The following is a 25,347-nucleotide window of genomic DNA, read 5'->3' on the forward strand; positions in this document are numbered from 1 at the left end:
GTCACTTCGCCGAGTCCCGCGCCTGGTCCTGCGGGGGCGGTTTCACCGCCCTGATCGTCTCCTCGGTCCTCTCGATCGCCATCCAGCTCACGGTGAACTCCGTGTGGTTGGTGCGGGCCACACGGATCGTGAAGCCGTCCTTGCTCCGGCGGATGCAGGTGACCTCCTTCAGGTTGCCGGGGACGTCGCTGACACCCGTGATGAAGATCGCCGGGGTCTCGCGGAAGGTTCCCGGTTCGAAGGTCACCAAGGCGCCGCCCCGGAAGTAGTCCCCGGCGGGCTCGTCGGCGACGATGTGCGTCACCAGCCCGGCCACGACCTTGGGCCTGCGGACCTCGTGTTCGGGGCCCGCGACCGTGACCCACGCACCCTCCTCAAGGACGTAGAGGTCCCTGCTGGAGGTGACGTAGGCCAACGTCCCGTCCGTCACCTCCTCCATCCGGTTCCGGGAGGCGGTGTCGGGTACCCGCACCACACCGCCTGCCACCGAGGTGTAGTCGCGCCGGTCCGCGATGTTCTGGGACAGTGCGGCCCCCGGTTCCCGCGGCCAGTCGATCCCGCCCTCACCCGCCGTGGCCCCCTGGGGCACGGTGATCTCGAACAGCGGCAGGTAGGTCTCGTCCGAGTCCGGGTCGACCACCCGGACCTCGGCCTCGGTCTCCCCGGAGTCGTCGTAGGTGTCGTCGCGGATCACCACGCCCACGAGGTCCACGCGATCGCCCTCGGCCGGGCCGTCCTCCAGCTCGACCTCGACCGCCTCGGTACTGGCGACGAGATAGGTGCCCTGGTGGGTCGCGGACGCTCCCCGGACCGCGACCACGAACGGAGCGATGGTCGCGGTCATGTCGGAGCCGCTCAGGTCGGCGGTGCCCCTGTCGTGGAAGAGCCCGCTGCGCCGGTCCAGGGCCTCCCCCTCCGCGCTGCCCAGGAGCGCCCCCAGGATGACCCTGTGGTCCTCGGCGGAGGTCGCCCCGGAGCGCAGGGCCAGGGATCGGATGGTCATGTGTTCCTCCAGTCGGTGGACGGCGATGGTCCCGGTGTCACAGGTAGGCGTCGCGCCAGCGGAAACGGGCCCAGGCCTCGGGTTCCGAGGTCTGTGGGCGGAAGTGGACCGGGTTGGTCCCGGGGGCCAGCGTCCAGTGCTCAGGGGGAACGGACGCGGGCGCGATGTGGTGGAAGCCGTCGACACCGTTGAGGAGCACCGTCCCCTGGTCGCAGTCGACGACGAGTCGGTCCGAACCCGCCAGGGTGAGCCCGAACTCCAGGTTGGTTCCGGTCGTGCGGTTGATCAGACGCGGCCGGGAACACGGCCCCGCGACCTCCACCACGGGGTGGGTGGGGCTGTCCCCGTCATTGAGCAGGTTCGCCCCGCCGCCGTGAGCTGGTCGCCCGTGGTCGAGGGGATACTCCAACGGGTACTCAAGGCCGTCCTCGCTGGGCTGGGGCGGGTTCACCGTGTTCTGGCGCGCGCTCCCGTACCGGCGCGGATCAGCGCAGGTCCACTGCACCGTGACGATCGGCCGTGCGCTCCGGAAGGCCGGTCCGCCCGGGATGACCCGGGCGGTGACCTGCGCGTGGGCGGTCAGGCTCTCCCCTCCCACACAGATCTCCAGCGGGTGTTGCCGGGCTCCGTCCGTGAGGGTCAGCGCCCGGCGCAGCGGTCGCAGCACCGTGCGTACGTCCGGCAGGGACCCGGCACCGGTCAGTACTCCGACGGCCGTGACCAGACGCTGTCCCGCCAGGGCCGCCCCCGGCCAGGCTCCGTGCCGGGCGGCGCGCTCGACGTTGCCGGTCTCGATCTCGGGCAGGTCGTCCCAGCCCTCCAACTCGGTCAGGGCCAGATCGCCTCCGTCGAACAGCAGCTGTCCACGCCAGCGGATCTGTCCCTCCCTGAGTCCGCTCATCACATGCCTCTCGATCGCATCAGGAACATCAGGCGGTCCCCGACCTCGTGCGGCGACATCTCCTCCGTGGCCTCGAACCGCTCGATGTTGACGACCGGTCCGCCCTGGGCCAGCGGGGAGCCGGACAGGCCCGCGGCGTGGTCCCTTACCTCCAGGGAGGCGGGGACCACCCGTTTGGTGATCTCACCGCTGACGTCGCCGAGTTGACCGCGCAGATCGGGGAGACGGTCGTCGATCCCGTCCATGAGGCCGTCCATGATCATCCGGCCGGCCGGGGTGAGCAGCTTCTTGTCGACCCGGGCCGGACCCTTCCAACTGGGGATGAAGTCGGTGAGGTCGGAGAGCTTGTCCTTGACCTTCTGCCAGACCTCGTCGATTCCGTCGAGTAGGCCCTGAATGATGTTCTTGCCCGCGTTGACCAGGAAGTTCTTCGCGTCGGAGAAGTAGCCCTTGATCGTCTCGGGCAGGTCGCCGACGAACTCCAGGACCGCCTCGATCTTTTCCTCGACCCCCGTGCGCAGGGCCTCGAACTTCTCGACCGCCCACTTGCGGGCGTTCTCGAACGCGTCGCTGATGGCGGTGGCGATGCCGCTGACGATCCCGCCCAGCCGTTCCCGGATCGCTGAGAAGACCGCCCCGATCCGTTCGCGCAGCCCCTCGACCAGCTCCACGACCCAGGTGACGGCGCCCCTGATCGTGTCCAGCACCGTCTGCCAGGCCGAGTCGATCAGCTCGACCACCCAGTCCCAGGCCGCCTGCACGGCACTGGTGACCCGTTCCCAGATGCCGGTGAGGAAGTCGACGATGCTCTGGCCCACCCCCGTGATCTTCTCGACCAGCCAGTCCCAGACCTCGCCGGTCTTCTCCACCAGCCAGTCCCAGGCCTCACCGATGAACGCGGTGATCTCGTCCCAGTAGGTGAACAGGAGGGCGAACGGGTGGTGGGCGAGGATCGTCTTGATCCATTCCCAGGCGGTCTCGATGAGACCGACCAACGTGTCCCAGAAGTCCTCGGCGGCCTCCATCAGCGCCGTCCACATGCCCGGTAACGTCTCCGTGAAGAAGGCCATGACCCCTTCGGCGATCTCCTGCACGAAGGAGAAGATCCCGTCGACGATCTCCCGGAAGGTCTCGGAGTTCTGGTAGGCGTACACGAGTCCGGCGACCAGCGCGCCCAGGGCCGTGACGATCAGGCCGATCGGGTTGGCCCTCATGACCGTGTTGAGCGCCTTCTGCGCCCCGGCCATCAGGTTGCTGCCGATGGCCCCCGCCTTGGCCGCCACCCCGCCCTTGGTCGCGTTCTTGCCGAAGCTGTCGGCCCCGGCACCCGCCGTCCGGTACCCGGTGGCCAGGTCGCGCAGCGCCTGTGTGCCGGTGGAGAACCCCTGGGCGACCACCGGGGCCGCCGCGTCGACGAGCTTGCTGGCCAGCGCTCGGCCGATCTGTTCGCCCGCGGCGGGAAGCGTGGCGCTGAGCGTCTCACCGACCTGTCCGCCGAACGCCTGGACCGCGGGCGGCATGTTCGCCAGACCACTCTCGATCATCTCGTTGGCCCTGTCCGCGAGCAGGGTCCCGCCCTTGCCGCCAGCCTCCCCCGCGCCGTCCGTGACCTTGTCGGTCAGCAGACGCCCGGCCTCGGCCCCCAGGTTCTCGACCACCCCGGGCAGAGCGTCGAGTCCCTGTCCGATGAGGTCGGCCGCCTGGGAGGCGGCCCCCGAGGCGCTGGCCGGGAGCCCGGAGAACATCTCGCTCACCCGCGGGGACACCCCGGAGGTCATGGCCGCGCCGAGCTGGGCCCCGATACTCTGCCCGGCGCTCACCAGGGTGCTGGTCAGGGTGTCCGAGATCTGCTGCCCATAGGCCTGGACGGCCGGGGGCGCGCCGGACAACCCGGAGGAGAGGCGTTCGTTGATGGCACCCGCGAGCTGCTCACTGATCTGGCCCCCCGCATCCCTGCCGACCTGCGGCAGCGACGCGAAGTCCTGTTCCAGCTGCTTCCTGACCTGGTCGCCGATGCTGCTCAGCTCGGGGATCATCTGGACACGCACGGACACGGCGCCGGACATGGCTCACCTCTGCTCGGCCGTCGAGGGAAAACGGCCCTGTGGGCCGGGGACGCATGGGGCGGACGGAAACGACGCGGCCCCGGCGCGGCTGGGCGCGGGCGGGGCGGGGAGAGCGCGGCCGGAGCGGCTGAACGGCTGAACGGCTCTGGGCGGCGGTAGGCGCGTCGGACCGTGGAAGGGCCCTGGAAACACGAAAACCCGGCTCCTGGCCGGGTCGGGCACACCTGTGGTGCTCCCCAAAAGCGTGCCACAGCGCACCGGTCCCCCACAAGGGTCCGGACGGATCGGCTCGGAGCGGGCGGGGCGCGAGAGGGCGTGAGCCGAGGCCGACCCCGGTCCTGCCTGGTTCCCGAGCGCCCTTGGGCGACTGACCGTCTGGTCGGGCCGGTCACCTGGCGGCGGCGACCGTCCCCGCACTTCTCACCTCACCTGCGTGAGTGCGTACTCCATGTGGTGGACGTGTTCCGGACACAGGTGCTCGGCCATGGTCCCTTCGAGCCGGAGAAGGTTCTCGTCCCCTTACCGGATTCCGTGTTCCACGACGCTCTCGATCATGAACTCGTTCTCGCACTCGGTCTCGTAGACACCGAAAACGTCCTCCCACTGTTCGTCGGTGAAGGCCCCTCCCCTTTGTTTCTCCACCTCCGCTCTGGGAGCACTTTCGTCGTATCCACCACACCCCGCAATCAACAAGACACCAAGAGACAGAACAATGCGTTTTCTCGCGCCAGAGGCAGAAATCCTCACAGCCGACCACAATCCCCCAGGAGGACGCCGGAAAGAAGGGTCGTCACCATCGGCCGGAAGGAGAATCCGGGGAACTCCACCGGACAGAAAAGCCAGAACCAGCCGTCCCGTGGCGCCGGACGAAGTTCGTCAGAATGCCGCCAGCCGGGGCAGTCCCGCGAAGGGATCCGTGGAGGAGGAGACCGCCCTCCCGCTTCACCGGCGTGCGAACACCCGAACGTTGACAACGGGACCACTCAGGCCCCGACATACACCCCGAATGTGACCCGCCGCACACGTTCTTCCTGTTCGCGGATACGCATTCACACAGATTTCATCTCGACTCGACAACAGGGCCCGTCCCTCACACGGGACACACCCCGGTGCTGCTGATACTGGACAGGCAGGGCTTCTCCCTCAGCCCCCACCGCACACCTGGTGCCCGTCGTACGAACCGAACGGCCCGGCTGACCCCTGCCCTCACCTTTTCGAGCCCGAGGCAGGCCCGTGTCCGTTTCCGCCCTGAACCGCGCCCCCGACCCCGTCACGCCCCACGTGACGCCCCGGCACCGCCGCCGACCCGACATCGAGGGGCTGCGCGCCGTCGCCGCCCTGCTCATCGCCGTTTACCACATCTGGTTCGGCACGGTCTCCGGCGGTGTCGACGTCTTCCTGCTGCTCACCGGCTTCCTCATCACGGGGTCGCTGGTCCGGGCGATGGAGCGCGACGGACGCGTCGACCTCGCCGCCTTCTGGACCAAGCTGGTCAAGCGGCTCTTCCCCGCGGGGGCGGTGGTACTCGGCGCGGTCCTGCTGATGGCCCACGCGTACTTCCCGCGCTCCCAGTGGACCGCCGTCATCGACGACGTGTGGGCGGCGGCGCTCTACTACGGGAACTGGCACCTGGCCCTGGGGTCGGTCGACTACATGGCGGAGAACTCCGCCGCCAGCCCCGTCCAGCACTTCTGGTCCCTGGCCGTGCAGGGGCAGTTCTACCTGCTGTGGCCGGTGCTGATCGGTGTCGCCGCGCTGCTCGCCGTCCGGCTGGGCCGGTCGGTCCGCCGGGGCGCCGCCGTGGCTGTGGGCACGGTGTTCGCGCTCTCGTTCTCCTACTCGCTGTGGATCACCTCGACCGAACCGGTGTGGGCCTACTTCGACACCGGTGCCCGCCTGTGGGAGCTGGCCCTGGGCGGCCTGCTCGCGCTGTTCGTCCACCGGGTGGACCTGCCGGGCTGGGCGCGCGCCGCCGCCGGGTGGATCGGGCTGGTCGCGCTGGTCCTGTGCGGGTTCGTGATCGGCGACTCCCTGCCCTATCCGGGCTACGCCTCCCTGTGGCCCACGCTGGCGGCGCTGCTGATCATCCTCGCGGGCGCGGGCCGAGCGGACAACGGACGCCTGTCCGCGAACCGCCTCCTGTGCGCGCGCCCGCTGACCTGGCTGGGCGGACACGCCTACACCCTCTTCCTGTGGCACTGGCCGGTGCTCGTCCTGCACCTGGAGCTGACCGGGCAGGACCGTCCCACCCTCGGCGGCGGCTTCCTCGTCCTGGGTGTCTCCTTCGCGGCGGCGCTGGCCACCAGCTGGCTGGTGGACGGCGGCGTGGTCCGGGCCACCCGGCGCCTGCGTACCCCGGTGTGGTCACTCGCGGCGGGCATCCTGTTCGTGGTGCCCGTCCTGGTGGCGGGCTCCCTGTGGGGGCAGTCGATCGAACGCGACCGGCAGCTGCGCACGGAGCTCAGTTCCAACCCGCTCGCCTACCCGGGCGCCGCCGTCCACCTCGACCAGGACCTGGCGCGGAACCTGCCCGCCCTGCCGATCTACCCGGACACGACCACGGTCGCCCGCGACACCATCAACCAGACCCGCGAGTGCAACGCGCTGATCAACCAGCCCGAGGTGGTCTCCTGCGAGTTCGGCGACGTGCGCTCCGACTACACGATCGCCCTGGTGGGCAGCTCCCACGTGCGGCACTGGTTCCAGGCCCTGGAGACCCTCGCCGACCAGCACGGATGGCGGCTGGTGACGATGACCAAGAACGCCTGCCAGTTCAGCGCGCACGAGCAGCAGTACCGCGGGGCGGAGTTCCCCGAGTGCACGCGGTGGAACGACAACGTCATGGCCGCCCTGGAGGTCCTGGAACCGGACACGGTCTTCACCCTGGGCTCACTGACCAGCGTGCGCACCGGCCCCGACGAGCACGTCCCCGAGGGCTTCGTGGAGCGCTGGCGCCAGCTCGACGACCAGGGCGTGGACGTCGTCGCGGTCCGCGACACCCCCCGGTTCTCCTTCCGGGTCCCCGACTGCACCGACCGCAACCACCGTTCGGAGTGTTCGGAGCCCAGATCCAACTCGATGGCGGCGCAGGCCCCCTACGAGGAGCTCACCGACGTTCCGCCCAACACCCGGTTCCTGGACATGACCAACTACCTGTGCCAGGACGAGGTCTGCCACGGGGTGATCGGGAACCAGCTGGTGTACTACGACACCAACCACTTCTCCTACTCCTTCTCCCAGTCGCTGGCCATGGTCATGGAGCCCTACTTCCTGGCCGCGGCGGGCCGGGCGCCCGAGGCGGAGCTCACCCTCGCCGAAGCCGCCCTGCCGCTCCAGGAGGCGACGCAGGAGCAGGGCAACCAGTCCTGAGGCTCAGCCGAGCTCACCCCTCAGCGAGCGCCCGTGCAGGACGCGCAGCCGGTCCACCCAGTCATCGTGCTCGGGCGGGTGGAAGTGGTTCTGTTCGCCCCACTCACGGCTGGGCCGCCGGAAGCGGGTGGCCCGCAGGTCGGCCAGGGTGCCGAACAGTCCGCTGTCCTCGAACACCGCGTTGCCCTGCCCCGGACCCACCCCGAAGTCGGTGAGGACCAGGGTGGGCACCCGGTGCGCGAGGGCCTCGACAACGGCGGGCGAACCCATCGCCACCAGGCCGCGCGCCCGGTCCAGCTGGTCGGACAGCTGTCCGGAGCGGAAGACCAGCACGTGGTCCTCGGCCAGGTCGGCCCGGACCATCGAGCGCCAGCACTCCACGAATGGGTGGCGGCTCCCCGACTCGTGGCCCAGGTGGACCACGACCTCCAGGTCGGGGCGACTCTCGGCCAGCTCCGTCAGGGCGAGCAGGACGACCCGGCGCCCCCGCTCGGTGTCCGGAGCCCCGGGATGGGCCGCGTACACCACACGGTCGCGCCGGGTCCCCCGGTCCGCGTTCCCTCGGCTCAGAGGCAGACTGCCCAACCCCACCTCGCCACGGACGCCGAGACGCTCGCCCAGGGCGGAGTACTCGGCGACCTCGCGGCGGCTGTGCGCCACGAGCAGGTCGACCCTGGAGCGGTGCAGCCACTCGCCCTCGGTGGCGGGCAGTGAGAGCGCGGGCAGCGCGGACACCACCACCGGCCGGTACCGGCGCAGCACGGACCTCAGCGAGCAGGACAGTGTCTCCACGAGCGGACCGGAACAGTTGAGCAGCACGACGCCGGGGCGGTGGCGCCGGACCAACGAGCGGATCTGGCGCGCCGTGAGCACCGGCACGCGCAGACCGGCCTGGCGGCTGCCCTCGGTCTCGTTACGGATACGGGCCGGGGAGGGGGTCCGGTCGGTACGGGCCACCGCGAGCCCGACGGTGGTCCCGGCCCCGGAGAGCCGGTCGAGCATGGCCACGGTGAGTCCGACCCGCTCCGAGGTGTCGGCCACCGCCAGGATCGTGGGCGCCCCGAGCCGGGTAGCGGGGCGGCTCCCAGTGGGAATGAGGGTCACGAAGCCGTCTCCTTGGCGTTCGGGATGGAGATCCCAGGCTACACACGGAGAGTGACCACTTCGGAACCCATGGTTCGGGAACACGAACGGCGGCCGCACCCCAGGGGACGGCCGCCGCACGGTGCCGGTGGGCGCGCTACTCGCCCTTCCAGACGGGGTCACGCTTCTCGGCGAAGGCGATCGCCCCCTCCATGGCGTCCTGGCTCACGAACACGGGGCCCGCCAGCTCGTTCTGCCGCTCCCACATCTGGTCCGTGGACCAGTCGTCCGAGGCCTGGATGATCTCCTTGGAGACCTTCAGGGCCAGCGGACCGTTCGGGGTGATCCGGGCGGCCAGGGCCCGGGCGCCCTCCAGAGCGCCGCCGCTCTCGGTGACCTGGTTGACCAGGCCCAGCTCCGCCAGACGCCCAGCGCCGACGAAGTCACCGGTCAGGGCGAACTCCATCGCGATGTTGCGCGGGATGCGGTGCTGGAGGCGCAGCAGGCCACCGGCTCCCGCGACCAGACCGCGCTTCACCTCGGGGATGCCGAACCTGGCGTCGTCCGCCGCCACGACCAGGTCGCAGGCGAGCACCGCCTCGAACCCGCCCGCCAGGGCGTATCCCTCGACCGCGGCGATCAGCGGCTTCCTCGGGCCGCGCTCGGCGAAACCGCCGAACCCGCGCCCCTCAACCACGGGGACCTCGCCCTTCATGAAGGCCTTGAGGTCCATTCCGGCGCAGAAGGTGCCACCGGCGCCGGTGATGATCGCGACGTTGACGTCCTTGCGGGCGTCCACGTCGTCGAGGGCCTCGGCGATGCGCGCCGCGACCGCCGCGTTCACGGCGTTCTTCGCCTTGGGACGGTTGATGGTGATGACGGCGACGCCGTCCTCAGCCGTGTAGAGAACCTCGTCGGACACGGTGTCCTCCTACTTCGGGGGCATGCGCAGGGCGCCGTCGATCCGGACGACCTCGCCGTTGACGTAGCTGACCTCCAGCAGGGTCCGGGCGAGCTTGCCGAACTCCTTGGCGGTGCCCAGGCGCTTGGGGAAGGGAACCGGGGCGGCCAGGCGCTGCTTGAACTCCTCCGAGCCCGGGCCGTCGCCGTAGATGGGGGTCTCCAGGATGCCGGGGGCGATGGTGTTGACCGTGACGCCGATCGCGGCGAGGTCGCGCGCGGCCGGGAGGGTCATGCCGATCACGCCGCCCTTGGAGGAGGAGTAGGCGATCTGGCCGATCTGGCCCTCAATGCCCGCGAGGGAGGCGGTGTTGAGGATGGAGCCGCGCTCGCCGTCCTCGTTGACCGGCTCGGTCCTGGCGATCTCGGCGGCCGACAGGCGGAGCACGTTGAACGTGCCGATGAGGTTGACCTGGATGACCTTCTGGTAGCTGTCCAGGTCGTGGGGGTTGCCGCTGCGGTCCACCGTGCGGGTCGCCCAGCCGATCCCGGCGCAGGAGACCGCGACCCGGAAGGGCTTGCCGGTGTCGACCGCGGCCTGGACGGCGGCCTTGACCTGGTCCTCCTGGGAGACGTCGGTGGAGACGAAGACGCCACCGATCTCCTTGGCGACCGCCTCGCCGCGCTCGGCGTTGAGGTCGGCGACGACGACGGTGGCACCGGCGGAGGCGAGTTCCCTGGCGGTGGCCTCACCGAGGCCACTGGCGCCGCCCGAGACGAGGGCGGAGATTCCGTTGAGATCCATGGCCGCACTCTACAGAGAATGTGACCCGCACACTAGAACCGGGTTCGGTTAATCGCGGGTAGCACCGTGACCAGCGCCGTTGGAACCCGCAAGAGCGGGTATCAGCAAGGCGTGTTCTTCTGTCGTCACTCAGCGCTACCTTCCTGTCATGCGAAGAACAGCGACACTGGAGTGGCCCCAGGAATCGACCCAGGAGGATTCGACGGCCGAGCCGCTCCCCGACTGGTTCCTCACCCCGCCCGGGGGCTGGACCGCTGATGACATGGACAAACTTCCTCCGGGGGTACCCCGGATGGAACTCATCGACGGAGCGCTCGTTCCCCCAGACCCGCTTTCACTCGCACGTCGTGCGCCACCTGGCCAACGCTCTGGAGGAAGCGGCACCGAAGAACGTCGACATCCTTTGAGGATGACCATGAAGCTGGGCAAGTACCAGCACCCCGAGCCCGACATCCTCGTCTACGAGTTCGAGGAGGGGAAGGACGACCACCTCGACTGGTACCGGGCCACCCACGTCCCACCCGAGGACGTGCTCATCGCGATCGAGATCGTCTCCCCGGAGTCCCGGGAGCGGGACCGCACCACCAAACCGATGAAGTACGCGGCGGCCGGAATCCCGCACTTCTGGCGGATCGAGCAGGAGGACGAAGGGCCCGCCATCCACGTGTACGAGCTCGATGGAACCTCCGCGCCTCGCTACGTCCCGACCACCATCGCCCGGGAACGACTCAAGCTGGACGTGCCCTTCCCGATCGACGTCAACGTGCGGGCGCTGACCCCTCGGCGCTGAGTCACCACCGGGCCCTGCCCAGGCGCGGCTGTCGGCGACGCCTCCTCCCCCTCGGCAGGGCTTCGCGCGCGAGATCGGCCGCGCCCACCAGCCCCGCCTCGTTGCCCAGGGCTGCGGCCACCACCCGCGCCTCCGGCCGGTAGCCGCGACCGGTCAGACTCTTCGCGAACGCGCCGCGCGCCGGGTCCAGCAGCAGCTCCCCCACCTCGGACACGCCCCCACCGATCACGAACAGCTCCGGGTCGAAGGCGGCCGCGAGGTTGGCCAACCCCACGCCGAGCCACCCGCCCGCCTCCTCCATCAGCTCACGGCAGGCGCGGTCCCCCTTCCGGGCCAACTCGCTCACCAGCGGCCCGGTGATCAGCGCCGGGTCCCCGCCCACGGCCTGCCGCAGCCCCTGCGCCACCGGAGACTCCGACCTCACCAGCTCACGGGCCTCACGAGTGAGCGCGTTACCGCTGGCGTACTGCTCCCAGCAGCCCCGGTTCCCGCACTCACAGCGGTGTCCGCCAGGCACCACCGTCATGTGACCGAACTCGCCCGCCAACCCGAAGCGCCCACGTCTGAGCTCACCACCCAGGACGATCGCGCCGCCGATCCCGGTCCCCAGGTTCACCACCACGACGTCGTCCACACCCCGCGCCGCTCCGGCCCGCACCTCGGCCCACGCCGAGGCGTTGGCGTCGTTCTCCACCACCACCGGCAGCCCCAGGCGCACCGACAGCGCGTCCCTGAGCGGCTCCTCACGCCATGACAGGTGGGGAGCGAACAGCACCCGGGAACGACGCTCGTCGACGAACCCGGCGGCGCCCACGCCCACGGCCCGCACCCGGTACTCCCTGCGCAGCTCGGACACGACGGACACGATCGTCTCCTCCACCACCGAGGGGCTCTTGCTCCGCTCCGGGGTCTCCGTCCGCAGCCGTGCCAGCACCCTGCCGCCCGGCGTGACCACCCCGGCGGCGACCTTGGTACCGCCGATGTCCACACCGACGGTCAGGGAGTGCCCGTACCGCGCGTCCGTCATCATGCCCGCTCCACTCCACCGGCCGGGGACCGCACGGCCCCGGTCATCCGACCCTAGGGAGCGCCCCCTCCGGGGCCGCCCCACCACACCGCACACACACGAAAACGCGCACCCGGGCCGTTGTCTGCCCGGATGCGCGCAGGGATCGTGGGAAGAGCCCCTACTTGAGGGCGGTGCGCACCACCCCGGCCAGGCGCTCGGCCACGGCCGCCGCCTGCTCCTGTTCGGGGGCCTCCACCATCACGCGGACCTTCGGCTCGGTCCCGCTCGGCCGGATGAGAACCCGGCCGGTCTCGCCCAGCTCGGCCTCGGCCTCGCGGACGGCCGCGGCCAGTTCCTCGGACTCGGCGGCCTTGGACCTGTCCACGTCCGGGACGTTGATGAGGATCTGCGGCAGACGCGTCATGACCTTGGCCAGCTCGGCCAGGCCCTGCCCTCGGTGCGCCATGGCGGCCAGCAGGTGCAGACCGGTCAGCAGGCCGTCGCCGGTGCTGGCGTGGTCGAGCAGGATCACGTGGCCGGACTGCTCACCGCCCAGCCCGAACCCGCCGCGCTTCATCTCCTCCAGCACGTAACGGTCACCGACCGCGGTCTCCACCACGGCGACGCCCTCGCGGGCCATCGCCAGTTTCAGACCGAGGTTGGACATGACCGTCACCACGAGGGTGTCCTTCTCCAGGCGCCCGGCCTCCTTGGCCTCCGTGGCCAGGATCGCCAGGATCTGGTCGCCGTCCACCACGTTGCCCTCGGAGTCCACGGCCAGGCAGCGGTCGGCGTCGCCGTCGTTGGCAATGCCCGCGTCGGCGCCGTGCAGCCGTACCGCTTCCTGGAGAGCTCCCAGGCTGGTGGAACCGCACCCCTGGTTGATGTTGTGGCCGTCCGGCTGGTCACCGATCGCGATGACCTCCGCGCCCGCCCGGCGCAGCGCCTCGGGAGCGACCGTGCTGGCCGCGCCGTGGGCGCAGTCCATGACGACCTTGAGCCCCTCCAGACGGTGCGGCAGGGAGTCCAGGACGTGCTGCGTGTACCGCTCCGCACCGTCGTGGGACTCGGTGACGCGGCCGACCGCGTCACCCACGGCGGGGGTCGAGGGCACGCCGAGCATGCCCTCGATCTCCTCCTCCAGGGAGTCCTCAAGCTTCTGCCCGCCCCGGGCGAAGAACTTGATCCCGTTGTCCGGGGCCGGGTTGTGGCTCGCCGAGAGCATCACGCCGAAGTCGGCGCCCAGGGAACCGGTGAGGTACGCCACAGCCGGGGTGGGCAGCACACCGACCTTGACGACGTCCACGCCGGTGCTCGCCAGACCCGCGACGACCGCGGCCTCCAGGAACTCCCCGGACGCACGTGGGTCGCGTCCGACCACGGCCAGCGGTCGACGGTCGCCGTCGGTCGCGGCCAGGACCCGCGCAGCCGCGATGGACAGTTCCAGGGTGAGCGAAGCGGTCAGGTCTCGTCCCGCGAGACCGCGTACGCCATCGGTTCCGAACAGCCGAGCCACAGGCGACAGCCCCTTTCGAAAGCGGCACCGGAGAGAGCCGGCGCCGGTGAAGTTCAGCGTGGCGGAGAAAGCCACCGGAAAAACCAAAAGCCCGTACGCCGTCCCCGACAGAGGGAACGACGTACGGGCGAAAGCTCAGCCGCGCAGGAGTCGGCGCATGAGCATTAGCGCTTGGAGAACTGCGGAGCCTTGCGCGCCTTCTTGAGACCGGCCTTCTTCCGCTCGACCTCGCGGTCGTCACGGGTGAGGAAGCCGGCCTTCTTCAGGGTCGGACGGTTGTTCTCGGCGTCCAGGGTCGCCAGCGCACGGGCGATGCCGTGACGCAGGGCGCCGGCCTGGCCGCTGGTGCCGCCGCCGTCAAGACGGGCGAAGACGTCGTAGGCGCCGTCGAACCCGAGCGAGACGAACGGGTCCTTGACCGTCTGCTGGTGGACCTTGTCCGGGAAGTAGACATCAAGCGGCTTGCCGTTGATCTTCCACTCGCCCGATCCGGGGGCGATGCGAACGCGGGCGACGGCCTGCTTACGACGACCGGTACCGGCGCTGGGGCCGGACGCGGTGGGAACGTAGGCGGCGGTCGTCTCGTCCGACTCGCTCGTGTACTCGGAGGGGAACTCCTCCGGGTTCTCGGCGATTTCCTGCTCGACGTCTTCGATGCCGGTGGGCTCGACCACGGTTATCCTCGTGCTTCCTGTAAAAGTCTGCGAACGCCTAGGCGGGCTGCTCGATCTTCTTGATTTCGAACGGAACCGGCTGCTGGGCCTGGTGCGGGTGCTCCGCACCGGCGTACACCTTGAGCTTCTTGCCCATCTGACGGCCGAGGGAGCCCTTGGGGAGCATGCCCTTGACGGCCTTCTCGATGGCCCGCTCGGGGTTCTTCTCCAGCAGGTCGGCGTACGCGATCGAACGCAGACCGCCGGGGTAACCGGAGTGCCGGTAGGCCCGCTTCTGCTCCAGCTTCTTGCCGGTCAGGGCGACCTTCTCGGCGTTCACGACAATGACGAAGTCGCCGGTGTCGATGTGGGGCGCGTAGTAGGGCTTGTGCTTGCCCCGAAGCAGCGTGGCGACCTGGCTCGCCATACGCCCGAGCACGAGATCGGTAGCGTCGACAACGTGCCACTGACGCTGGACATCGTTTGGTTTGGGGCTGTATGTGCGCACGATCGTTCGCCTTCGCTCTTCCAGTCGGCTGCCCCATCCCGAACGGGATGGTGGACTCGTATTACGGAACACCCCTACGGGTGCGGGGCCGAACAGCCGCCGCGGGTGCGGGGCTGTTACTTGGCCGGATGTCCCATGTCCAATCAGGACGACCCGGTCGTGAGTGCGCAGACGATGGTGCGTGGATCGGCACCCAGCTTCGGGAGTTTGGGGCCCACGGCAACTCAACGCACAACGACGAAATACCCTACCTGTCCACCCTAACGCAGGTCAAAGCGTGCGTAGGGCCGACCGATGGGATACGTCTGGCGGGAAAGCGCCGGGACGGGTTCACATCCGTGACCTCTCCGCCTTTTATTATGCCTGTCGCCGCGAGTGCTTCGTCCTGCCCTCGCCCGCGCGTTGGTTACCCTTGCACCGAAAGGCCGGTATCCGCCCGGTACCACGGGCGGTGACCCGCACCTTGGAGACGCCCGTCACGATCGCCGTGCGTCCGCCGAACCGGTGAGAAAGCCACGAGGCGGACACAGGCCACGGGCCCGGCGAGCCGCGACCCAGTCCCACTCCCAGAGCCTTCGGAGACTCCCATCAGCACCCATCCGAACCCGCCTCAGTACGGCCCAGACGGACGACCTCTCCAGCCGGAGGCAGGCGACGGTCGGGACCTGCTCGGGGCGCCCTCCCAGTCTGACGGCCAGCATTCCACATCCGGACCGCAGTGGCCGCACGCTTCCCCCGCCGCGGGCCCCTCCGGCCCGCAGTACCCGCCGTACGCCGGTCCGAGTGGCCCGCAGGCGCCGCAGCCCGCTCCGGGTTCTCACCCGCACAGTCAGTTCCCCCAGCCCCCGCAGGGCGGCACCGGTCCGCAGGGCGTTCCCGGAGTACACAGCGGCCCCCAACCCCCGCAGCACACCGGACCCAGCGGTCCGCAGGGGCCGCCGCACCACGGTGGCCCGCAGCAGGGCGGGGCCCCGTACGGAGCCCCGGCCGGACCCACCGGCGGCCACCCCGGAATGGGACATCTCACTCAGAGCGGCCCCAATGTGCCCCCGGGCGGCCCTCAGGGCCCCGGGCGCCCGGTCACCGGACCCCAGGCGCCGGGCCAGCCCTACCCCGGCCAGCCCCTGCCTCCCGGCGCTCCGCACCCCGGCCAGGGCGCCCCGGTGCCCCCGCACGCGCAGGGCCGTCCGCCGCAGCCCCCGCCCGGACAGCATTCGGGCCAGCACCCCGGCCAGTACCAGGGCCCTCCGGGTCAGCACCCCGGACACCCCGGCACGGGACCCCAGGTTCCGCCCGGCGCGCCCCAGGCGATGCCCACGGGCGGACAGCCGTCCATGCGCGGGCCGATCCCGCCCCCGCCCAACTCCCTTCCGCCCGGCGCCCACGGCGCTCCCGGTGGCCCTGGAGGCCCGGGTGCGCCCGGCATGCCCCCGCACGGCGCTCCCTCGGGCGGCAACCGTCCGCCCGCCTACCCCGCGCAGCAGCCCGAGCCGCCCCGGCCCGCCGAGGATCCGGTCTTCCCGACCGACTCCATGGGCGCCACCCAGAACCTGCGCGCGGTCCCGGCCAGCAGCCCCTCCGGCGCCAACCGCCCGCTCTACCGGGACGAGGTGCCCGAGGACGCCGGAGCCGACACCGCCCAGTTCGACGTCCAGAGCGTGCGGGACGCCTACGACGAGTACGACGATTACGACGACTACGACGACCAGCCCGCGCGGAAGCGGCCCCGGAGCCAGATCGTCCTCATGGGCGCGGGTTTCGTGGCCCTGCTGGCGATCGCTGGCGGCGGCGCCTTCTACTTCGGCTCCGGCGGCTCCGGCGCCACCCCGGTCTCCGACGAGGGAGCCGACTCCGGGGCCCTGGCCGCGGACGGCCTCTTCCCCGAGGAGATCGAGGTCGAGGGCCAGGGCACGTTCAGCCGGGTCGCCGTCGACGACAGCGACGACTGCGCCGCGGGCACCCATGGCGACTACGGCCAAGTGCTCGCCGACAACGACTGCCGCCAGCTGGTGCGCGCCTCGTACCTGAGCGAGGACCAGAACCACGCGGTCACCGTCGGGATCGCCGCCATGCCGAGCGACTCCGAGGCCGAGACCGCTCTGGGAGCCCAGGACCTGGTCGGCGCGGAGTGGTTCGCGGGCCTGCCCGGCGACGAGGGCACGCCCGCCGAACGCCTCGGCTACTCGGGCGGCCACGGCAGCAGCGGCCAGTGGGGCCGCTACCTCCTCTTCTCCCTGTCCGCCAACAGCGACGGCAGCGACGAGGGCTCCGAGGACGGCGGCGACGCCACCGAACTGCGCGACATCGGTGAGGGGTTCATCGAGAGTGTCCACGGGGCGCTCGCCGACGACCGGGCCTGAGGGGCACCGGCCCCGCACACGAAGACGGCGCCACCCGGGTTGTCCACAGTTCGTGGACCAGGGTGGCGCCGTTCGGTGTTTCCGGCTCTACTTGACCTATCAGGGGGTCTTCGCTCTCCGCCCGCACTCGCATGCCCCGAGACTGCCCCGGGACGCACACTGGCCCCAGCCCGGGGACCTACTAGCTCCGCCCGCACGGGCGTGCCCGGAGACAGCCCCGGAAGGCACACCGCGACCCGGCCCGGGGCCTTCGCCCTCCGCGCGCACAGGCAGGCCCTCGGACGCACGCACGCCCGAACCCTCCGGTCCCGCACACGCACGCCCTGAGACTCCGGCCCGGCACACCCAGCTCGCCCTCTACTCTGCGTGCCCCTTGCAGGGGAGCTCGCGCACGCGACGGGTGAGGCTCGCCCTGCCCGCCAGCTCCTCGTCGGCGGGGTAGCGCACCTCCTCCAGGCTCAGCCCCTGCGGACCCACCACGTGCACCGAGGAATCGCGTACGGCGGCGCCCAGGACCCTGCCCGGCCACTCCACCCCCTTGCGTCCGTCCCCCACCGCCAGGAGCGCCCCCACGAGGGCACGCACCATGTTGTGGCAGAAGGCGTCGGCCTGGATCGTCCCGGCGATCAGGTGCGGTTCCTCCCGCACCCACTCCAGGCGCAACAACTCACGGATGGTCGTGGCCCCCTCCCGCTTCTTGCAGAAGGCCGCGAAGTCGTGCTCGCCGACCAACAGGGCGGCGGCCTCGTTCATCCGGTCCACGTCCACCGGGTGCCGGTGCCACAGCACGTCGCGACGCCGCAGCGGCTCCACGCCGTAGGGGGCGTCGCTGATCCGGTACACGTAGCGGCGGAACAGGGGCGAGAAGCGCGCGTCGAACCCCGGCGGCGCCACCCGGACGGCGCTGACCCGCACGTCCCGGGGCAGCACACCGGCGAGCCTGCGCAGCACCCGCTCCCCCTCGTCCTCCCAGGTCGCGAGCGGCACGTCCACCTGCGCCACCTGGCCGCGCGCGTGCACACCGGCGTCCGTGCGGCCGGCACACGTCACCGAGGCCGACGGAAGCCGGAGCACCTTCGCCAGCGCGGACTCCAGCTCACCCTGAACGGTGCGCCGAGTCGGCTGGGTCGCCCACCCGGAGAAGTCGGTCCCGTCGTAGGCGATGTCCAGTCGCAGCCGGACGGTCGTTTCGTTCTCGTCCATCCCCACCCCGCATCCCTGGCGCGCCCACCGGACGCGCCAGGGCCACCGGCACCGCCGAGACGGTCCTGCCGGTGACCCGTGAAAAGAAGAAGTGCCCGACCCCCGCGAGGGTCGGGCACTCCACGAGCCTGGCGCGGGCCCTGGGCCCTGCGCACGTCGGCCCTACTTGCTCTCGGAGCTCTCCTCGGTGGCCTCGGGGGCCTCCGTGGTGGTGTCCTCGGCCGTGGCGGTCTCCTCGGCGGGAGCGGCAGCCGGAGCGGCGGGCGCGTTCAGCGCCTCGACCAGCTCGATGATGGCCATCGGGGCGTTGTCGCCCTTACGCGGACCGATCTTGGTGATACGGGTGTAACCACCGGGACGGTTCTCGAAGCGCGGGCCGATCTCGGTGAAGAGCTCGTGCACCACGGACTTGTCCGTGATCTTGGTCAGCACCTGACGACGGGCGTGCAGGTCGCCGCGCTTGCCGAGCGTGATGAGCTTCTCGGCGTACGGACGCAGGCGCTTGGCCTTGGCCTCCGTGGTGCGGATGCGGCCGTGCTGGAACAGCGAGGTGGCGAGGTTCGCCAGGATGTGCCGCTCGTGAGCGGGCCCGGATCCCAGACGGGCGCCCTTGGTAGGCGTGGGCATGGTGTCGTTCTCCTAGTGATGCGGTCCACGGCCGCACTCGGCCGGGGACCTTTGGGCGACGAAGGTTAGTACTGCTCCGTCTCGACGAAGGACTCACCCTCGTCGTCCTCGGAGCCGTAGGAGTCGGCCGCGGTGCTGGGGTCGAATCCGGGCGGGGAGTCCTTCAGGGACAGGCCCATGTCGATGAGCTTCTGCTTGACCTCATCGATGGACTTGGCACCGAAGTTACGGATGTCCAACAGGTCCTGCTCGGAGCGGGCAACCAGCTCACCAACGCTGTGGATGCCCTCACGCTTGAGGCAGTTGTAGGACCGGACCGTGAGGTTGAGGTCCTCGATCGGCAGCGCCAGGTCCGCCGCGAGCGCGGCGTCCGTCGGCGACGGGCCCATGTCGATGCCTTCGGCGTCGACGTTGAGCTCACGCGCCAGACCGAACAGCTCGACCAGGGTCTTGCCCGCGCTGGCCACGGCGTCACGGGGACGGATGGCCGGCTTGGTCTCGATGTCGACGATCAGGCGGTCGAAGTCGGTGCGCTGCTCGACACGGGTGGCCTCGACCTTGTAGGTCACACGCAGCACCGGCGAGTAGATGGAGTCGATCGGGATCCGACCGATCTCCTGGCCCTGCTGCTTGTTCTGCGTCGCAGAGACGTAACCGCGGCCGCGCTCGACCGTCAGCTCCATCTCCAGCTTGCCCTTGCCGTTCAGCGTGGCGATGTGCAGGTCGGGGTTGTGCACCTCGACACCGGCCGGCGGAGCGATGTCCGCGGCGGTCACCACACCGGGGCCCTGCTTGCGCAGGTACATCAGCACCGGCTCGTCGTGCTCGGAGCTGACGACCAGACCCTTGAGGTTGAGGATCATCTCGGTGACGTCCTCCTTGACCCCGGGCACGGTGGTGAACTCGTGCTCGACGCCCTCGATGCGGATGCTGGTGACAGCCGCACCGGGGATGGAGGACAGCAGCGTACGACGGAGAGAGTTACCGATCGTGTAGCCGAAACCCGGCTCCAGCGGCTCGATGACAAACCTCGAACGCAGGTCCGAGACGACTTCCTCGGTGAGCGTGGGACGCTGTGCGATCAACATGGTCCGTGACTTCCCTTCCACATGGCCGCCCGCTATTTGACGGCCACCGGACGGACACCACCGGAGCGGTGGCGTCCCCTGTTCGGATTCCTACCCGGTCCGCCCCGCTTACCCACAGGGGGCGGTGGCGGACCGCACCACGGGGTGCCCGCGCGGTAGGAGGCGCGGGCACCGGTGCCAATCAGACGCGGCGGCGCTTCGGCGGGCGGCAGCCGTTGTGCGGAACCGGGGTGACGTCCTGGATGGAGCCCACCTCGAGACCGGTCGCCTGAAGCGAACGGATGGCGGTCTCCCGGCCGGAACCCGGGCCCTTCACGAAGACGTCGACCTTGCGGACACCGTGCTCCTGGGCGCGGCGGGCAGCGGCCTCGGCGGCCATCTGCGCGGCGTAGGGGGTGGACTTACGCGACCCCTTGAAGCCGACCTGGCCCGAGCTGGCCCAGGCGATCACCGCACCGGTGGGGTCGGTGATGCTCACGATCGTGTTGTTGAACGTGCTCTTGATGTGAGCGTGCCCGTGGGCAATGTTCTTCTTTTCCTTGCGGCGCACCTTGCGCGCGGCACCCTGACGGCCCTTAGGCGGCATGAGCGAAACTCCCAGAGATCATCGGTCCGTGTGCATCTTCTCGGACGCGGTTGACAGGTCCGAGGCGGACTACTTCTTGCCGGCCTTCTTCTTGCCGGCCACGGTCTTCTTCTTGCCCTTGCGGGTACGGGCGTTGGTCTGCGTGCGCTGACCGCGGACCGGAAGGCCACGACGGTGGCGAATGCCCTGGTAGCTACCGATCTCCATCTTGCGACGGATGTCGGCCTGGACCTCGCGACGCAGGTCACCCTCGACCTGGTAGTTGGCGTCGATCCACTCGCGCAGCTTGACCAGGTCCTCTTCGGACAGCTGGTAGACGCGGGTGTTCCCGTCGACACCGGTGTTCTTCAGGGTTTCGAGGGCGCGGGTACGGCCAACCCCGAAAACGTAAGTGAGAGCGATCTCCACCCGCTTGTCGCGGGGGAGGTCAACGCCGGCAATACGTGCCATGTGGGCGAGACTCCATCCATGCATATGCGGAGGTCTGACCCGTTCCATCCTCTCGTCGCCCAATCGACGAGGCCCCGGCCTCCGACCGGGGGTTCTCCCCCGCGCGTCCTTGACGGCGGGAGATCGGAACAGGTTTTCGTTGTTTCACGTGCCCGGCTGGGGTGGTACCCCACCGGGTCCTCGCTGTGCGGAAGCCGCGACGAGCGAACCGGGGAGCTAGCCCTGGCGCTGCTTGTGGCGCGGGTCCGAGCAAATGACCATGATCCGACGGTTACGACGGATCACGCGGCACTTCGCGCAGATCTTCTTCACGCTCGGCTTGACCTTCATGGTGACTCCGAACTCATCACATCACCAGTCTTGGGCCGTGCGGCCCCTGACGGGCTACTTGTAGCGGTAAACGATGCGCCCGCGCGTGAGGTCGTACGGGCTCAGCTCCACGACGACGCGGTCGTCGGGGAGAATACGGATGTAGTTCATCCGCATCTTGCCGCTGATGTGGGCAAGGACCGTGTGCTTGTTGTCGAGCTCTACCTTGAACATAGCGTTGGGTAGCGACTCGACAACGGAACCCTCGATCTCGATGGCGCCGTCTTTCTTCGCCATGTCCTCCACGCCTCGCTCATCAATTGGTTGATCATGACAACCCGACGCGACCCCAGTGGCCTCGCATGACGCGAGAGCCCGGACGACCGGAGAAGTCCTGGTCGTCAGAGCCTGAACACACTGGAAGCTCGGGCCAACTGCGAGAGAGCGTACGTCGAGTGGAATGACGTGGCACAAAGAAGGCAGACTGACCCAACAGCCCGCGTATGGGCAGTGACAGTCTATCCCCTTCGGACAAGTACTCCTAACCGGAGGGCACAGAACCCTACACGGTCGGCGGGCGTCCTAGTCCTCGCCCTGGCCGCGCTGGGCGGCGAGCACCCCGAAGGTCACGACGGACATCATGATCCCCCACGGGCCGAGAACCCACAGGAACCAAGGGTAGCTGGCCCCGGTCGTGAAGTAGAGGATCAGCCAGATGAAGAAGCACAGGACGTTGACGCCGCCGTAGAGGACCCACGGCACCATCAGCGCGGGGTCGCGCAACCGCAGGGGCGGGGCCGCGGCGTCGGCCAGCGGGGCCCGGCCGACGTCGGCGAGGTCACGCTCGGGCAGGTCCCGCGTCACCACGGCCAGCTCCTCCACGGTCCTGGACCGGTAGGCCTGGCTGAGACGCTCGGTGAACTCCTCGTGGTCCAACCGGCCCTGCGCGAAGTGCTCCTGGAGGAGCCCCGCCACGCGGTCCCGCTCGGAGTCGGACGTTCGTATCGACGGCACCGGTTCGGACACTGCGCGTACCTCGCCTCTTCACCCGTGGGTGGTCGCCACCCCCGCCGCCTCCGGCCGTTGGCCGGAGGTAACCGGGTGGTGGGTCCGCCGTCACCAGGTCGGCTGGACGAACCCCATCTGGGTGATTTTATCGCGGTTCGACTCGCGTGCGGTCAGCACCATCGGGCCGTCCGCCGTGATCGCCACGGTGTGCTCGAAGTGGGCGGCGCGACCGCCGTCCCGCGTGACGACCGTCCAGCCGTCTTCCAGCTCCACCACGTCGTGCTTGCCGAGCGTGGTCATGGGCTCGATCGCCAGGCACATGCCCTCGACCAGCTTCTGGCCACGGCCCTTCTTGCCGTAGTTGAGCACGTGCGGGTCCATGTGCATCTCGGTGCCGATGCCGTGGCCGCCGTACTCGCGCACGTTGCCGTAGCCGCCGTTGGCCGCGATGTGGCCATCGATCGCGAACCCGATGTCACCCAGGCGCCTGCCCGGGTGCATCTGCGCGATCCCCTGCCACATGGACTCCTCGCACACCTCCATCATCGCGAGGTCCTCGGGCCGGGCCTCCCCGACCGCGATGGTCACCGCGGAGTCGCCGTGCCAGCCGTCGAGGATGGCACCGCAGTCGATGGAGATGATGTCGCCGTCGGCCAGGACGCGCTCGGTGCTCGGGATGCCGTGCACGACCTCCTCGTTGACCGAGGCGCAGATCGATCCGGGGAAGCCGTGGTAGCCCTTGAAGGAAGGGATGGCCCCGGCGTCCCGGATGACCTTCTCGGCCACCGCGTCCAGTTCGAGGGTGGACACCCCGGGCCGCACCGCGGACCGGAGGGTGTCCAGGGCGCGGGCCACGACCTGGCCCGCCGCCCTCATCTTGGCGATCTGTTCCGGCGTCTTGATCTGCACGCCCGAGTCGGCTCTACGGGACATCAGCGGGCCGACCGCTTCTCCTCGATGGCGGCCTTGGCTCGGGCCGTCACCTCCGCCACGGGGCCCGTGGCGGCGATGGTGGCCAGCAGGCCCTCACCGGAGTAGAACTCGACCAGCGGGGAGGTCTGCTCGCGGTAGACCTTCAGGCGGTGCCGGATGGTCTCCTCGCGGTCGTCCTCACGCTGGTAGAGCGCGGCGCCCTCGTTGTCGCACCTGCCCTCTTCCTTCGGGGCGTCGTACTCGACGTGGTACACGCGGCCGCACTCGGGGCAGGAACGACGACCCGAGAGGCGCTTGACGACCTCCTCCTCGTCGACCCGCAGCTCCAGGACGACGTCGAGGTCGGTGCCGAGGTCGCCGAGCATCCCCTTGAGGGTCTCGGCCTGGGGGACGTTGCGGGGGAACCCGTCCAGCAGGAAACCACCCGCAGCGTCGTCCTGGGCCAGCCGGTCCTTGACCATGGCGTTCGTGACCTCGTCGGGGACGAGGTCGCCACGGTCCATGAACTCCTTGGCCTTCTTGCCGAGTTCGGTACCACCGCTGACGTTGGCCCGGAAGATGTCACCGGTGGACACCTTCGGGATCGACAGCTCTTCCGCGAGGATCTGGGCCTGGGTGCCCTTACCGGCCCCAGGCGGCCCCACCAATACTGCACGCATTTATCGCAGAAAACCTTCGTAGTTCCTCTGCTGGAGGTGACTCTCGATCTGCTTCACCGTGTCCAGCCCGACACCCACCATGATCAGGATGCTCGTCCCGCCGAAGGGGAAGTTCATGTCGGCACCGGTGGCGCCGAGAGCGACCATGGGCAGGAGAGCGATCACACCCAGGTACAGCGAACCGGGGGTCGTCAGACGAGTCAGGACGTAGTCCAGGTACTCGGCGGTCGGACGCCCCGGACGGATACCCGGGATGAACCCACCGTACTTCTTCATGTTGTCGGCGACTTCAGTGGGGTTGAACGTAATCGCCACGTAGAAGAACGCGAAGCCGACGATCATGACGAAGAAGGTCGCCATGTAGACGGGGTGAGTGCCCGTGAGGAAGTAGGTCTGGAAGAACTGGGCCACCGGATGGGTGGAGTCCTGCCCGATCAGACCGACGACCAGCTGCGGGAGGTACAGGAGGGAGGAGGCGAAGATCACGGGGATGATGCCCGCCTGGTTGACCTTCAGGGGGATGTAGGTCGAGCTGCCGCCGTACATGCGACGACCCACCATGCGCTTCGCGTACTGCACCGGGATACGGCGCTGCGCCTGCTCCATGAACACCACGGCGGTGATCAGGGCCAGACCGGCGAGGCAGATGATGATGAAGATCCAGACCGACCGCTCCTCGTACAGACCCATGATCGAGGAGGGGAACATCGCGATGACCTGGGTGAAGATCAGCAGCGACATACCGTTGCCGACACCGCGCTCGGTGATCAGCTCACCCATCCACATGATGATCGCGGTACCGCCGGTCATCACGAAGACGATCGTCACCATGGTGAGGATGTCCTGGTTGGGCATGTAGACCGACGGGTCGATCGAGTTCTGGAAGAGGGCGCCGGTGCGGGCCATGGCCACGATGGAGGTGGCCTGGAGCACGGCGAGCATGAGGGTGAGATAACGGGTGTACTGCGTGATCTTGCTCTGTCCGGCCTGGCCCTCCTTCTTGAGGGCCTCCAGACGCGGGATCACGACAGTGAGCAGGTTGATGATGATGCTCGCGGTGATGTACGGCATGACCCCGAGCGCGAACACCGCCAGTTGCAGCAGGGCGCCGCCGCTGAAGAGGTTCACCATCGCGTAGACACCGGACTGGTCCTGCGCGGTGATGAAGTCCATCTGGTCCCTGATCGCCGCCGAGTCGATGCCCGGTGCGGGAATCACCGAACCCAGCCGGAAGATCGTCAGGATGAACAGTGTGAACAGCAGCTTATTGCGCAGGTCGGGCGTGCGGAATGCACGAACGAACGCACCTAGCACGTCTCCTCCTGCGCGGCTTCGGCGGCGGAACGGGTTCCAGACATCGCGGCCGATCCTGAATCGTCGTAGAACGTCAGCGCCGGGCCTGTCGCCCGGTGCTCGGAAGTACTCACATTACGTCAAGCGGGGAACTCAAACAGATGGCACTGTAACAGTCATCACCCGACGCGAGGGGTCGGAGCGGGATAACGAACCCGCTCCAACACG

At 69.4% G+C, this 25,347-nt stretch carries 24 protein-coding genes and 1 pseudogene; 3 read left to right on the forward strand and 22 right to left on the reverse strand.

Features of this window, described 5'->3' with window-relative positions; genetic code table 11:
* Position 1 precedes the first annotated feature (1 nt).
* The 4 genes from ADX84_RS06545 to ADX84_RS26955 form a co-directional block, all read right to left on the reverse strand.
* Positions 2-1,003: a hypothetical protein gene (locus ADX84_RS06545; protein WP_049569102.1), complete on the reverse strand. Its 1,002-nt coding sequence runs from the start codon at positions 1,001-1,003 to the stop codon at positions 2-4.
* Between the two features lie 37 nt (positions 1,004-1,040).
* Positions 1,041-1,904 (reverse strand): phage distal tail protein, encoded by an 864-nt coding sequence (locus ADX84_RS06550; protein WP_049569105.1) that lies wholly within the window; start codon positions 1,902-1,904, stop codon positions 1,041-1,043.
* Positions 1,904-3,970: a hypothetical protein gene (locus ADX84_RS06555; RefSeq protein WP_053107260.1), complete on the reverse strand. Its 2,067-nt coding sequence runs from the start codon at positions 3,968-3,970 to the stop codon at positions 1,904-1,906. Before ADX84_RS06555 ends, ADX84_RS06550 begins: the two co-directional genes overlap by 1 nt.
* Positions 3,971-4,489: 519 nt before the next feature.
* A complete protein-coding gene (locus tag ADX84_RS26955) occupies positions 4,490-4,612 on the reverse strand; it encodes a hypothetical protein (protein WP_255352555.1) in 123 nt (40 codons plus the stop codon).
* Between the two features lie 591 nt (positions 4,613-5,203).
* On the opposite strand from ADX84_RS26955, the gene ADX84_RS06560 reads away from it, so the two are divergent.
* Entirely contained in the window at positions 5,204-7,339 is a 2,136-nt protein-coding gene (locus ADX84_RS06560; protein WP_049569108.1) for an acyltransferase family protein, read from the forward strand.
* 3 nt (positions 7,340-7,342) lie between these two features.
* Here the strand turns inward: ADX84_RS06560 and ADX84_RS06565 are convergent, their stop codons facing one another.
* From ADX84_RS06565 to ADX84_RS06575, 3 genes are all read right to left on the reverse strand, one after another.
* Positions 7,343-8,443: a DUF6716 putative glycosyltransferase gene (locus ADX84_RS06565; RefSeq protein ID WP_049569110.1), complete on the reverse strand. Its 1,101-nt coding sequence runs from the start codon at positions 8,441-8,443 to the stop codon at positions 7,343-7,345.
* A gap of 136 nt (positions 8,444-8,579) precedes the next feature.
* Positions 8,580-9,344 (reverse strand): crotonase/enoyl-CoA hydratase family protein, encoded by a 765-nt coding sequence (locus ADX84_RS06570; protein ID WP_049569113.1) that lies wholly within the window; start codon positions 9,342-9,344, stop codon positions 8,580-8,582.
* A gap of 9 nt (positions 9,345-9,353) precedes the next feature.
* On the reverse strand, positions 9,354-10,127 hold the full coding sequence (locus ADX84_RS06575; RefSeq protein ID WP_049569115.1) for an SDR family NAD(P)-dependent oxidoreductase: 774 nt from the start codon (positions 10,125-10,127) through the stop codon (positions 9,354-9,356).
* A gap of 148 nt (positions 10,128-10,275) precedes the next feature.
* On the opposite strand from ADX84_RS06575, the pseudogene ADX84_RS06580 reads away from it, so the two are divergent.
* Positions 10,276-10,917, forward strand: a pseudogene (locus tag ADX84_RS06580) (Uma2 family endonuclease).
* A gap of 1 nt (position 10,918) precedes the next feature.
* On the opposite strand, the gene ADX84_RS06585 reads toward ADX84_RS06580, so the two are convergent.
* The 4 genes from ADX84_RS06585 to rplM form a co-directional block, all read right to left on the reverse strand.
* Entirely contained in the window at positions 10,919-11,947 is a 1,029-nt protein-coding gene (locus tag ADX84_RS06585; RefSeq protein ID WP_049569119.1) for an ROK family glucokinase, read from the reverse strand.
* Positions 11,948-12,104: 157 nt separating this feature from the next.
* Positions 12,105-13,442 carry a phosphoglucosamine mutase gene (gene glmM, locus ADX84_RS06590; RefSeq protein WP_049569122.1) on the reverse strand — a complete coding sequence of 446 codons (1,338 nt, stop codon included), beginning with the start codon at positions 13,440-13,442 and terminating at the stop codon, positions 12,105-12,107.
* 164 nt (positions 13,443-13,606) lie between these two features.
* Positions 13,607-14,116, reverse strand: coding sequence for a 30S ribosomal protein S9 (gene rpsI / locus ADX84_RS06595; RefSeq protein WP_017542976.1), 510 nt, complete (start codon positions 14,114-14,116; stop codon positions 13,607-13,609).
* Between the two features lie 37 nt (positions 14,117-14,153).
* On the reverse strand, positions 14,154-14,603 hold the full coding sequence (gene rplM, locus ADX84_RS06600) for a 50S ribosomal protein L13 (protein WP_017542977.1): 450 nt from the start codon (positions 14,601-14,603) through the stop codon (positions 14,154-14,156).
* 1,424 nt (positions 14,604-16,027) lie between these two features.
* Between rplM and ADX84_RS06605 the strand changes: the two genes are divergently transcribed.
* The gene (locus tag ADX84_RS06605) at positions 16,028-16,963 is read left to right on the forward strand and encodes a hypothetical protein (protein ID WP_049569126.1); all 936 of its coding nucleotides are present in this window, start codon (positions 16,028-16,030) and stop codon (positions 16,961-16,963) included.
* Positions 16,964-17,320: 357 nt separating this feature from the next.
* Here the strand turns inward: ADX84_RS06605 and truA are convergent, their stop codons facing one another.
* The 11 genes from truA to secY all read right to left on the reverse strand — a co-directional run bounded on the left by truA (position 17,321) and on the right by secY (position 25,140).
* Entirely contained in the window at positions 17,321-18,166 is an 846-nt protein-coding gene (gene truA / locus ADX84_RS06610; protein WP_049569129.1) for a tRNA pseudouridine(38-40) synthase TruA, read from the reverse strand.
* Between the two features lie 162 nt (positions 18,167-18,328).
* Positions 18,329-18,793, reverse strand: coding sequence for a 50S ribosomal protein L17 (gene rplQ, locus ADX84_RS06615; protein ID WP_049569132.1), 465 nt, complete (start codon positions 18,791-18,793; stop codon positions 18,329-18,331).
* Between the two features lie 65 nt (positions 18,794-18,858).
* Positions 18,859-19,881, reverse strand: a complete 1,023-nt coding sequence (locus ADX84_RS06620; protein ID WP_017542981.1) for a DNA-directed RNA polymerase subunit alpha — start codon at positions 19,879-19,881, stop codon at positions 18,859-18,861.
* Positions 19,882-20,062: 181 nt separating this feature from the next.
* Positions 20,063-20,467 (reverse strand): 30S ribosomal protein S11, encoded by a 405-nt coding sequence (rpsK, locus tag ADX84_RS06625; RefSeq protein ID WP_017542982.1) that lies wholly within the window; start codon positions 20,465-20,467, stop codon positions 20,063-20,065.
* A 69-nt stretch (positions 20,468-20,536) separates the two neighbouring features.
* Positions 20,537-20,917, reverse strand: coding sequence for a 30S ribosomal protein S13 (rpsM, locus tag ADX84_RS06630; protein ID WP_017542983.1), 381 nt, complete (start codon positions 20,915-20,917; stop codon positions 20,537-20,539).
* Positions 20,918-21,133: 216 nt separating this feature from the next.
* Positions 21,134-21,247 carry a 50S ribosomal protein L36 gene (gene rpmJ / locus ADX84_RS25325; protein ID WP_082206327.1) on the reverse strand — a complete coding sequence of 38 codons (114 nt, stop codon included), beginning with the start codon at positions 21,245-21,247 and terminating at the stop codon, positions 21,134-21,136.
* Between the two features lie 54 nt (positions 21,248-21,301).
* Positions 21,302-21,523: a translation initiation factor IF-1 gene (infA, locus tag ADX84_RS06635; RefSeq protein ID WP_017578623.1), complete on the reverse strand. Its 222-nt coding sequence runs from the start codon at positions 21,521-21,523 to the stop codon at positions 21,302-21,304.
* A gap of 285 nt (positions 21,524-21,808) precedes the next feature.
* The gene (locus ADX84_RS06640; protein ID WP_049569134.1) at positions 21,809-22,252 is read right to left on the reverse strand and encodes a DUF1707 domain-containing protein; all 444 of its coding nucleotides are present in this window, start codon (positions 22,250-22,252) and stop codon (positions 21,809-21,811) included.
* Positions 22,253-22,342: 90 nt separating this feature from the next.
* On the reverse strand, positions 22,343-23,167 hold the full coding sequence (map, locus tag ADX84_RS06645) for a type I methionyl aminopeptidase (protein ID WP_049569137.1): 825 nt from the start codon (positions 23,165-23,167) through the stop codon (positions 22,343-22,345).
* On the reverse strand, positions 23,167-23,826 hold the full coding sequence (locus ADX84_RS06650; RefSeq protein ID WP_199776493.1) for an adenylate kinase: 660 nt from the start codon (positions 23,824-23,826) through the stop codon (positions 23,167-23,169). Before ADX84_RS06650 ends, map begins: the two co-directional genes overlap by 1 nt.
* Entirely contained in the window at positions 23,827-25,140 is a 1,314-nt protein-coding gene (secY, locus tag ADX84_RS06655) for a preprotein translocase subunit SecY (RefSeq protein WP_049569143.1), read from the reverse strand.
* Between the last annotated feature and the right edge of the window lie 207 nt (positions 25,141-25,347).

The sequence above is a fragment of the Nocardiopsis sp. SBT366 genome (genome assembly GCF_001083815.1).
In the GTDB taxonomy this organism is placed as follows: Bacteria; Actinomycetota; Actinomycetes; order Streptosporangiales; family Streptosporangiaceae; genus Nocardiopsis; species Nocardiopsis prasina.

Excerpts from the sequence above, each read along its gene's own strand:
- rpsM (WP_017542983.1), bottom strand. The coding sequence starts at position 20,917 with ATGGCACGTATTGCCGGCGTTGACCTCCCCCGCGACAAGCGGGTGGAG.
- ADX84_RS06550 (WP_049569105.1), bottom strand. The coding sequence starts at position 1,904 with ATGAGCGGACTCAGGGAGGGACAGATCCGCTGGCGTGGACAGCTGCTG.
- ADX84_RS06585 (WP_049569119.1), bottom strand. The coding sequence starts at position 11,947 with ATGATGACGGACGCGCGGTACGGGCACTCCCTGACCGTCGGTGTGGAC.
- map (WP_049569137.1), bottom strand. The coding sequence starts at position 23,167 with ATGTCCCGTAGAGCCGACTCGGGCGTGCAGATCAAGACGCCGGAACAG.
- ADX84_RS06555 (WP_053107260.1), bottom strand. The coding sequence starts at position 3,970 with ATGTCCGGCGCCGTGTCCGTGCGTGTCCAGATGATCCCCGAGCTGAGC.
- rplQ (WP_049569132.1), bottom strand. The coding sequence starts at position 18,793 with ATGCCCACGCCTACCAAGGGCGCCCGTCTGGGATCCGGGCCCGCTCAC.
- ADX84_RS06620 (WP_017542981.1), bottom strand. The coding sequence starts at position 19,881 with ATGTTGATCGCACAGCGTCCCACGCTCACCGAGGAAGTCGTCTCGGAC.
- rpmJ (WP_082206327.1), bottom strand. The coding sequence starts at position 21,247 with ATGAAGGTCAAGCCGAGCGTGAAGAAGATCTGCGCGAAGTGCCGCGTG.
- ADX84_RS06650 (WP_199776493.1), bottom strand. The coding sequence starts at position 23,826 with ATGCGTGCAGTATTGGTGGGGCCGCCTGGGGCCGGTAAGGGCACCCAG.
- ADX84_RS06605 (WP_049569126.1), top strand. The coding sequence starts at position 16,028 with ATGCCCCCGCACGGCGCTCCCTCGGGCGGCAACCGTCCGCCCGCCTAC.
- infA (WP_017578623.1), bottom strand. The coding sequence starts at position 21,523 with ATGGCGAAGAAAGACGGCGCCATCGAGATCGAGGGTTCCGTTGTCGAG.
- rpsK (WP_017542982.1), bottom strand. The coding sequence starts at position 20,467 with ATGCCGCCTAAGGGCCGTCAGGGTGCCGCGCGCAAGGTGCGCCGCAAG.
- ADX84_RS06575 (WP_049569115.1), bottom strand. The coding sequence starts at position 10,127 with ATGGATCTCAACGGAATCTCCGCCCTCGTCTCGGGCGGCGCCAGTGGC.
- truA (WP_049569129.1), bottom strand. The coding sequence starts at position 18,166 with ATGGACGAGAACGAAACGACCGTCCGGCTGCGACTGGACATCGCCTAC.
- ADX84_RS06545 (WP_049569102.1), bottom strand. The coding sequence starts at position 1,003 with ATGACCATCCGATCCCTGGCCCTGCGCTCCGGGGCGACCTCCGCCGAG.